Source organism: Acidovorax sp. KPB24-03 (assembly GCF_057546605.1).
On sequence record NZ_BAAJYR010000139.1, the window covers coordinates 1 to 9,506 of the forward strand.

Genomic DNA, 9,506 nt, shown 5'->3' on the forward strand with positions numbered 1-9,506 from the left:
CCTGAAACCCCCCGCGCGCCTGGCGCTGATCGAAGGGCCCGCTCAGAGCGCGGCCGCTTCGGAGGGCGCGCGCGCCATCGTTTGCATGAGCACGTCCGACAGCAGGGCCAGCATGCGGGCGGCATGGCGGTCCGGCGGGCGGTTGGCGGCGTGGTAGGCATGCAGCGCCATGGGGGGCAGGTCGCGCAGCGGCACCGCGGTGATGGCGGCCGGGTCGAGGTTGCGCGCGGTCAGGAAATCGACCACCGTCCACCCCATGCCGCGCTTGACCAGCGCCAGGGCCAACTGCGAGGTCTGCATCTGGATGCCCAACTCGGTGTGCACGCCCAGGCTCTGCGCCAGTTCGGCCATGGGCTGGCGCATGGGCTCGTCGCCCAGCAACTGGATCATGGGCGTGTTGGCCAGGAACGTGATCGGGTCGGACCGGTTCAGCCGCACCGCGCGCAGCCAGATGTCCCGCGCCACGGCGATGAACAGCGGCCCGCTCACCAGGATGCTGCTCTCCAGCTGCGGGTGCGGGTGATCGTAGAAGCCCAGCGCGAAATCCACCGAGCGGGTGAGCAGCGCCTGCGCCATCTGGTCCTGGTGCAGGGTGCGCACTTCCACGCGCACCCGGGGCGATTGCTGGGCATGGCGCTCCAGCACCGCGGGCAGGAATTCGTGCGTGACGGACGGAATCGCCGCCAGCCGCACCAGGCCGCCCTCGGGCTGGCGCAGGTTGTGCGCGGTGCGGCGCAGCGCGTCGAGCTGGCTGTGGATCTGGCTGGAGGCGGTGAACAGCGCCTGCGCCTCCGGCGTGGGCAGCAGGGCCCCGCGGGCCCGGCTGAACAGCGCGTAGCCCAGTTGCAGTTCCGCGTGCGCGATGGTCTTGCTCACCGCCGACGGCGTGATGTTGATCAGCCGGGCAGCCGCGCTCATGTTGCCGGTCTGCATGACGGCCTGGAAGACTTCGAGTTGGCGGAGATTCATCGCAGGGGAGGGAAAACGAGAATATGACCGGAAGTCACACCCGGCCGGCGATTATTCCCCACAGCCCGCCATGCGGCTTCCTACCATACGGCACCCGCGGAAATGCCGCGGGCACAAAAAGTGTCATTCATTACGGAGACTCACATGCTTTCCCCTCTGAAACTGAAGCGCCTGCTGGCCGGCGCCGCCTTCGCAGCCTGGGCCGTCGTGGCCGCGGCCCAGCCCGCCGCCAAGCCCAATGTCGTGGTCCTGGCCACGGGCGGCACCATTGCCGGCGCAGGCGCCTCGGCGACCAACAGCGCGTCCTACGCCGCGGCCAAGGTGCCGGTGGACAAGCTCATCGCGGGCCTGCCCGAGCTGGCGAACGTGGCCAACGTCAAGGGTGAGCAGGTCTTCCAGATCGCTTCGGAGAGCTTCACCAACGAGCAGCTGCTCAAGCTGGGCAAGCGCGTGTCGGCCCTGGCCAAGCAGGCCGACGTGGACGGCATCGTCATCACCCACGGCACCGACACGCTGGAGGAAACCGCGTACTTCCTGAACCTGGTGGTGCGCACCGACAAGCCCATCGTGGTCGTGGGCTCCATGCGCCCCGGCACCTCGCTGTCGGCCGACGGCGCGCTGAACCTGCTGAGCGCCGTCTCGGTGGCGGCCAGCAAGGATTCCTCGGGCAAGGGCGTCCTCGTGACCATGAGCGACGAGATCCAGAGCGGCCGCGACGTGGTCAAGGGCGTCAACATCAAGACGCAGGCGTTCCGCAGCCAGTGGGGCCCGCTGGGCATGGTGGTGGAGGGCAACAACTACTGGTTCCGCGCGCCGGTCAAGCGCCACACCGCGCAATCGGAGTTCAACATCGATGAGATCGAGACGCTCGCCCCCGTGGAGATCGTCTACGGCTACGGCAACGTGCCGCGCTCCACGGTGGACGCCGTGGGCCGCTCGGGCGTCAAGGCGCTGATCCATGCTGGCACCGGCAACGGCTCGGTGGCCGACCGGGTGGTGCCTGCGCTGCAGGAACTGCGCGGCCAGGGCGTGCAGATCATCCGCTCCTCGCGCATCGCCGACGGCTTCGTGCTGCGCAATGCCGAGCAGCCCGACGACAAGTACGACTGGGTGGTCGCCCACGACCTGAACCCCCAGAAGGCCCGCATCCTGGCCGCCGTGGCGCTGACCAAGCCCCAGACCAGCAAGGACCTGCAGCGCATCTTCTGGCAGTACTGACCGGGGCCCGATCCGCGCGGCCGCACGCCAGTGCGGCCTGCGCTGACGCGGTCCGGCGCGGTCCGCTTTCATGAAATTAGGGAATCACCCTTGGCCCTGTGTCACAGTCGGCCCTCCGTGTGCCTTGATAATGGATGCCCCGCCACCGAAAAGACCTCGGTGGCGCGCAATCAAAATCCGGCGGGCGCACCGCCGATCTGGAGCACGACTGACAATGGCTGATTCCTTTTCCTATGAACAACTGATCGCCTCCGGCGAGGGCAAGCTGTTCACCCCTGACAGCGGACGACTGCCGCTGCCGCCCATGCTGATGTTTGACCGCATCACGCACATCGACAGCGATGGTGGGGCGCATGGGCTGGGGAAAATCCGGGCCGAACTCGATGTGCGCCCCGACCTCTGGTTTTTCGACTGCCACTTCCAGGGCGACCCGGTCATGCCGGGCTGCCTGGGGCTGGATGCCATGTGGCAGCTCATCGGTTTCTACCTCACCTGGCTGCAGCTGCCGGGCCGGGGCCGCGCCCTGGGCGCGGGCGAAGTCAAGTTCACCGGCGAAGTCGGCCCCAACGTGAAGCTCGTCACCTATGAAATCGACATCAAGCGCGTGATCAAGCGCAAGCTGGTCATGGCCATCGGCGATGCCCGCCTGCTGGCCGACGGCCAGGAGATCTATGTGGCCAACGACCTGCGCGTGGGCCTTTTCAAGCGTGAAGTCGGGAAGGACGGAGCACCCGCAGCGGGAGCCACGGCATGACCATGAAGAAGCGCGTCGTCATCACGGGTGCGGGCATCGTCTCGTGCATCGGCAATGACCAGCAGGCAGTGACCACGTCGCTGCGCGAAGGCAAGTCCGGCATCCGCGCCATGCCCGAGTTCGCCGAACTCGGCCTGCGCAGCCAGGTGGCGGGCGCGCCGCAGATCGATCTGGACGCGCTCATCGACCGCAAGCAGCGCCGCTTCATGGGCGATGCCGCGGCGTACGCCTACCTGTCGCTGAAGGACGCCATCGCCCAGTCCGGCCTGTCGCCCACCCAGGTGTCCCACCCCCGCACCGGCCTCATCATGGGATCGGGTGGCGGCTCGCCGGCCAACCAGATCGAGGCGGCGGACACGCTGCGCTCCAAGGGCATCCGCCGCGTGGGGCCCTATCAGGTCACGCGCTGCATGGGCTCCACCGTGTCGGCCAACCTGTCCACGGCGTTCGCCATCAAGGGCATCAATTTCTCGATCACCTCGGCCTGCAGCACCTCCGCGCACTGCGTGGGCATGGGGGCGCAGCAGATCGCCTTCGGCCTGCAGGACGTGATGTTCGCGGGCGGCGGCGAAGAGCTCTCCTGGGGCCTGGCCACGCTGTTCGACGGCATGGGCGCCATGTCGGCCAAATTCAACGCCACGCCCGAGACGGCCTCGCGCCCCTACGACGTGGACCGCGACGGCTTCGTGATCGCCGGCGGCGGCGGTGCGCTGGTGCTGGAGAGCCTGGAGCACGCCCAGGCCCGCGGCGCCACCATCCTGGCCGAGATCGTCGGCTTCGGCCTGTCGTCGGACGGCGAAGACATGGTCGCGCCCTCGGGCGACGGCGCCATCGCCTGCATGCGCCAGGCCATCGCCGAAGCGGGCGGCGGCACGATCGATTACGTGAATACGCACGGCACGTCCACCCCCGTGGGCGACCTGCCCGAGCTGCGCGCGCTGCGCGAGGTTTTCGGCGACGCGGTGCCCCCGTTCTCCTCCACCAAGTCGCTCACCGGCCACTCGCAGGGCGCGACGGGCGTGCAGGAAGCGATCTACTGCCTGTACATGCTGCAGGGCGGCTTCATCGCCGGATCGGCCCACATCGAAAACCTGGACCCGGCCGCCGAGGGCATGCCCATCGTGCGCACCTCGCGCGATGCATCGCTGACGACCGTGCTGTCCAACAGCTTCGGCTTCGGCGGCACCAACGCCAGCCTGGTGCTGCGCCGCTGGCAGGATTGAGTGGACGCCCGCGGTGCAACCGCGGTGTATTGCTATGAAGATGATAGCTGCCAGCGCTTGATGCATAAGCGGTGGCGGCTATTTTTGCATGCGGGCGTGGCGGCCCCGTGCCGGGCGTGGCCGATGCGCCGGGCGCGCCTCGTAAAATCGACCGCTTTTGCGCGCGCCTGCGTGCAAACCCTCTCTACCAACCGCATGGCCCCGCCATGCCAGACACACGCATGTTGACCTTCCAGCAAATCATCCTGAAGCTGCAGTCGTACTGGGCCGAACAGGGCTGCGCGCTGCTGCAGCCCTACGACATGGAAGTGGGCGCCGGCACCTCGCACACCGCCACCTTCCTGCGCGCGCTGGGCCCCGAGCCCTGGAAGGCCGCCTACGTGCAGCCCAGCCGCCGCCCCAAGGACGGCCGCTACGGCGAGAACCCCAACCGCCTGCAGCATTACTACCAGTTCCAGGTCGTGCTCAAGCCCGCGCCGGCCAACATCCTGGAGCTGTACCTGGGGTCGCTGGAGGCCCTGGGCTTTGATCTCAAGAAGAACGACATCCGCTTCGTCGAGGACGACTGGGAGAACCCCACGCTCGGCGCCTGGGGCCTCGGCTGGGAGGTGTGGCTCAACGGCATGGAGGTGACGCAGTTCACCTACTTCCAGCAGGTCGGCGGCATCGACTGCAAGCCCGCCACCGGCGAGATCACCTACGGCCTGGAGCGCCTGGCGATGTACCTGCAGGGCGTGGACAACGTCTACAACCTGACCTGGACCGACGGCCTCTCCTACGGCGACGTGTACAAGCAGAACGAGGTGGAGCAGTCCACCTACAACTTCGAGCACTCCGACGCCGACTTCCTGTTCACCGCGTTCAGCGCGCACGAAAGCCAAGCCCAGCACTTGATGGAGCAGCAGCTCGCCCTGCCGGCCTACGAGCAGGTGCTGAAAGCCGCGCACAGCTTCAACCTGCTGGATGCGCGCGGCGCCATCAGCGTGACCGAGCGCGCGGCCTACATCGGCCGCATCCGCAACCTGGCCCGCGCCGTGGCCAAGAGCTACCTCGACAGCCGCGCGCGGCTGGGCTTTCCCATGGCGCCCCAGGAATGGGCCGCCGAAGTGCTGGCCGACCTGGCCCGCGCCGACCAGCAGCAGCAACAGCAGAAGAAGGCGGCCTGAGGCACGCACGCGCATCAGGAAGGAACACAGACCACCATGACCCATCCGAATCTTCTCGTTGAACTGTTCGTCGAAGAACTGCCCCCGAAGGCCCTGCAAAAGCTGGGCGACGCCTTTGCCGGCGTGCTGTTCGAGCAGCTGCAGGCCCAAGGGCTGGCCGCGCCGGGCTCGCGCCTGACGGCCTTCGCTTCGCCGCGCCGCCTGGCCGCGCACATCACCGAAGTGGCGCCCCAGGCCGCCGACAAGGCCGTCTCGCAAAAGCTCATGCCCGTCGCCGTGGGGCTGGATGCCGCCGGCAACGCCACGCCCGCGCTGCTCAAGAAGCTGGCCGCCCTGGGCGCCGACGCCTCCGCCGTGGCCGCGCTGCGCCGCGTGCCGGACGGCAAGGCCGAGGTGCTGTTCCACGACAGCACCGTGCGCGGCGCCACGCTGTCCGAGGGCCTGCAGAAGGCCCTGCACGAATCCATCGCCAAGCTGCCCATCCCGAAGGTGATGCGCTACCAACTCGCCTCCGGCTGCGAGCAGCCCGGCTGGACCAGCGTGAGCTTCGTGCGCCCCGCGCATGGCCTGGTGGCCCTGCACGGCACCGAGGTGCTGCTGTCGGTGAAGGCGCTGGGCCTGACCGCCGGCAACACCACGCACGGCCACCGCTTCGAGGCGGCCGTGGACCCGGTCGTCGTCACCAGTGCCGACAGCTACGCCCAGCAACTGGCCGAGCAGGGCGCGGTGATCGCGAGCTTCGCCGAGCGCCGCGCCGAGATCGTGCGCCAGCTGCAGGCCGCGGCCGCGCGCGTGGGTGGCGGCGTGCGCCCCATCGAGGACGACGCCCTGCTCGACGAGGTGACGGCGCTGGTCGAGCGCCCCAACGTGCTCATCTGCGAGTTCGAAAAAGAGTTTCTCGATGTGCCGCAGGAGTGCCTGATCCTCACGATGAAGGCCAACCAGAAGTACTTCCCGCTGCTGCAGGCCGATGGCCGGCTGTCGCACCAATTCCTGGTGGTGAGCAACATCACGCCCGCCGATGCGAGCGCGGTGGTGCAGGGCAACGAGCGCGTGGTGCGCCCGCGCCTGGCCGACGCCAAGTTCTTCTTCGACCAGGACCGCAAGAAGACGCTGCTGTCGCGCGTGGAGAGCCTCTCCAAGGTGGTCTATCACAACAAGCTGGGCACGCAGGGCGAGCGGGTGGAGCGCGTTAGGACAATAGCCAAGGCGATCGCCGAGCAGCTGTTCGCCGGCATCGGCACGCACCACGCGGACCTGGATTCGGCCGAGGGCGAGATCGCCCGCGACTACCTGCTGTCGTGCGTGGACACCGCCGCGCGGCTGTCCAAGGCCGATCTGGTGACCGACATGGTGGGCGAATTCCCCGAGCTGCAGGGCATCATGGGCGGCTACTACGCCGCCAACGATGGCCTGGCGCACGAAGTGGCCCATGCCATCGAGGACCACTACAAGCCGCGCTTCGCGGGCGACGAGCTGCCGCGCGAGAACGTGGGCGTCATCGTGGCCATGGCCGACAAGCTGGAAACGCTGGTCGGCATGTTCGTGATTGATAACGGCCCTACTGGAGACCGCGATCCTTTTGCGTTGCGTCGCCATGCTTTAGGCGTGATACGCGTGCTGATCGAAAGGCATCTGCCACTGGATCTTTCCTTAATGCTCAGCGAAACTCTGCGCGTTTTCCGAGCTTGGCTCGAGAAAAAAGTGGAAATGGCGTCTTCCTTGCCACAAGCCGAGCGTGTCGCTTTAGATGCCTTGTATCAATTCATTGGGCTGCGAATTAATTCGGGTGTCGCGCTTACTGCCACCCAAGTGTTTGTTAGCGATCGGCTTGCAGGGTATTTGCGCGAGCTTGGTTTCAGCGCTAAAGAAATTGACTCAGTTCTCCAAGGGCCGCCAGAAAGACTTGATGAGGTGCCAAGGCGTCTGGCCGCAGTGCGTGCCTTCGCCGCGTTGCCTGAGGCGCCTGCCCTGGCCGCGGCCAACAAGCGCGTGGGCAACATCCTCAGGAAGGCCGAGGTGGCCGGTCCCGTGGACCCGCACGTCAACCCCGACCTGCTGCAGGAAGAGGCGGAAAAGAACCTCTACGCCGCGCTGCAGCGCTTCGTGCCCGAGGCCGATGCGCAGTTCGACGCGGGCGACTACACCGCCAGCCTGCAGACGCTGGCCGTGCTGCGCGCGCCGGTGGATGCGTTCTTCGACGACGTGATGGTCAACGCCGAGCAACTGGACCTGCGCCTGAACCGCCAGGGCCTGCTCAAGCGCCTGCACGTGGCCATGAACCGCGTGGCCGACCTGTCCCGGCTGGCGGCCTGAGGCAGGGGCCGCGCTGGTGGTAGGCTGGCGCAGTCTTTCACCCGGCGCTCCCACACCATGAAAATCGCCATCCTCGACCGCGACGGCACGCTCAACCCCTCGGGCGAGAGCTTCATCGCTTCGCCCGACGAGTGGACCCCGCTGCCCGGGGCGCTGGAGGCCGTGGCGCGGCTCAACCATGCCGGCTGGCATGTCGTCGTCGCCACCAACCAGCCCGGGCTGGGGCGCGGGCTGTTCGACGTGATGGCGCTCAACGCCATCCACGCCAAGCTGCACCGCAAACTCGCGGCGGTGGGCGGTCGCATCGACGCCGTGTTCTACTGCCCGCACGCACCCGACGACCTGTGCGCCTGCCGCAAGCCGGCGCCGGGCCTGATGGAGCAGATCCGCGACCGCTACGGCGTGGAGGGTGACGAGGTACTGGTGGCCGGCAACTGCGTGGAGCATCTGCGGGCCGGCGCGGCCATCGGTGCGCAGCTGCATCGGGTCGGTGCGGCCCAGGCCGCCGAAGCGCCCCTGGTCGCCTCGGGCGATGCCCTGCTGCCCAGCCCGTGGCCCGAAGGCACGCAGTTCCATGCCAGCCTGGCCGACTTTGCCGACCACGTGGCCGCGCAATCCACCGTGGCGGCGCCGGGCCTGAACATCGCCGTCTGATGTGCTATTAAATTAATAGCTAAAACGGCATATATTCCTAGGGCATGAGCCCTAAAACACCCATTTTTTCCTGATTGCCATGGCCTTGATCCGTTCCATCGTCCACCTGCTCTGGATGGGCATCACCGTGGTGCCCTATACGCTGCTCATCCTGCTGGTGCGGCTGTTCGGCGCCAGCAGCCGCACGCGCTACCGCATCGCGCGGGCGTGGCTCAAGCTCAGCACCGATGCGGCGCGCGTCATCATGGGCATCCGCACGCGCATCACGGGCATGGAGCACCTGCCCACCGACCCCACGCAGGGCGTGGTGCTGCTGGTCAAGCACCAGTCCACCTACGAGACCTTCCTGATGCCGGCGATCATGCCGCGCCCCCTGGCCTACGTGTTCAAGAAGGAACTGCTGTACGTGCCGTTCTTCGGCTGGTCGATCGGCAGCCTGGACATGATCCACATCGACCGCGGCCAGCGCGCCCGCGCCTTCGTGAAGGTGCTGCAGCAGGGCCGCACGCTGCTGGCCAAGGGCACCTGGGTCATCATGTTCCCCGAAGGCACGCGCGTGGAGCGCGGGCGCAAGGGCCAGTACAAGAGCGGCGGCACGCGGCTGGCCATCGAGGCGGGCGTGCCCGTGGTGCCGATCGCCGTCACGTCGGCCAAGGTGTGGCCGCGCAAGGCCTTCATCAAGCGGCCGGGCACGGTGGACGTGTCCATCGGCCGCCCCATCCCGACCGAAGGCCGCAAGCCCGACGAGCTGATGCGCGAGGTCGAGGCCTGGATCGAATCCGAAATGCAGCGCCTCGACCCCGAGGCCTACGCGCCGGGCCGGTGATGCAGCGGCTGGTGCAGCTGGCGCTCGATCTGTTCGGCGGCGCGGCGCCGGCCGAGCCGTCGACTGCGCCTGCCTCGGCGCCCCGTGCCAGGAATTCCAGGCCGAATGCCGCGGATGCCGGCGGTTCGATTGCCGATGATGCTATTAATTTGGTAGCAAAAGACGCTGCCAAGCCAACGCCATCGCCATCGCCATCGCCCGCTCCACCGGTGGCGAAAGCGCCGCCCGTTCCCCTGGGCACGCTGCTCAGCCCCGCGATCTTCCGCCACCCCCGCGCGAGCCGCGAGGTGCTGCTGGGCGACGCCGTCGTGGCCTACGCGCTGCAGCGGGCGCGGCGGCGCACCATCGGGTTCACGGTGGGGGCGGACGGCCTGGCGGTG

Annotated in this window: 8 protein-coding genes and 1 pseudogene; 8 read left to right on the forward strand and 1 reads right to left on the reverse strand. The window is 67.9% G+C overall.

Annotation, left to right across the window (positions count from 1 at the left end; all coding sequences use genetic code 11):
- Positions 1-42: 42 nt before the first annotated feature.
- The gene (locus tag AC27KI_RS14725; protein WP_284398041.1) at positions 43-969 is read right to left on the reverse strand and encodes a LysR family transcriptional regulator; all 927 of its coding nucleotides are present in this window, start codon (positions 967-969) and stop codon (positions 43-45) included.
- A gap of 144 nt (positions 970-1,113) precedes the next feature.
- On the opposite strand from AC27KI_RS14725, the gene AC27KI_RS14730 reads away from it, so the two are divergent.
- The 8 genes and pseudogenes from AC27KI_RS14730 to AC27KI_RS14765 all read left to right on the forward strand — a co-directional run.
- Positions 1,114-2,187, forward strand: a complete 1,074-nt coding sequence (locus AC27KI_RS14730; RefSeq protein WP_272565197.1) for an asparaginase — start codon at positions 1,114-1,116, stop codon at positions 2,185-2,187.
- 214 nt (positions 2,188-2,401) lie between these two features.
- Positions 2,402-2,941 carry a 3-hydroxyacyl-[acyl-carrier-protein] dehydratase FabA gene (gene fabA, locus AC27KI_RS14735; protein ID WP_487114482.1) on the forward strand — a complete coding sequence of 180 codons (540 nt, stop codon included), beginning with the start codon at positions 2,402-2,404 and terminating at the stop codon, positions 2,939-2,941.
- Complete coding sequence (gene fabB / locus AC27KI_RS14740; protein WP_487114484.1) at positions 2,938-4,164, forward strand: beta-ketoacyl-ACP synthase I; 1,227 nt, start codon at positions 2,938-2,940, stop codon at positions 4,162-4,164. Before fabA ends, fabB begins: the two co-directional genes overlap by 4 nt.
- 221 nt (positions 4,165-4,385) lie before the next feature.
- Positions 4,386-5,330 carry a glycine--tRNA ligase subunit alpha gene (gene glyQ, locus AC27KI_RS14745; protein WP_284398394.1) on the forward strand — a complete coding sequence of 315 codons (945 nt, stop codon included), beginning with the start codon at positions 4,386-4,388 and terminating at the stop codon, positions 5,328-5,330.
- A gap of 36 nt (positions 5,331-5,366) precedes the next feature.
- A complete protein-coding gene (glyS, locus tag AC27KI_RS14750; RefSeq protein WP_487114486.1) occupies positions 5,367-7,646 on the forward strand; it encodes a glycine--tRNA ligase subunit beta in 2,280 nt (759 codons plus the stop codon).
- Positions 7,647-7,703: 57 nt separating this feature from the next.
- Entirely contained in the window at positions 7,704-8,300 is a 597-nt protein-coding gene (gene gmhB, locus AC27KI_RS14755) for a D-glycero-beta-D-manno-heptose 1,7-bisphosphate 7-phosphatase (RefSeq protein WP_487114488.1), read from the forward strand.
- Between the two features lie 79 nt (positions 8,301-8,379).
- Positions 8,380-9,126, forward strand: coding sequence for a lysophospholipid acyltransferase family protein (locus tag AC27KI_RS14760; protein ID WP_487114490.1), 747 nt, complete (start codon positions 8,380-8,382; stop codon positions 9,124-9,126).
- Positions 9,126-9,506 (forward strand): annotated as a pseudogene (locus tag AC27KI_RS14765) (hypothetical protein); the annotation flags it as partial. The gene AC27KI_RS14760 and the pseudogene AC27KI_RS14765, both read left to right, overlap by 1 nt.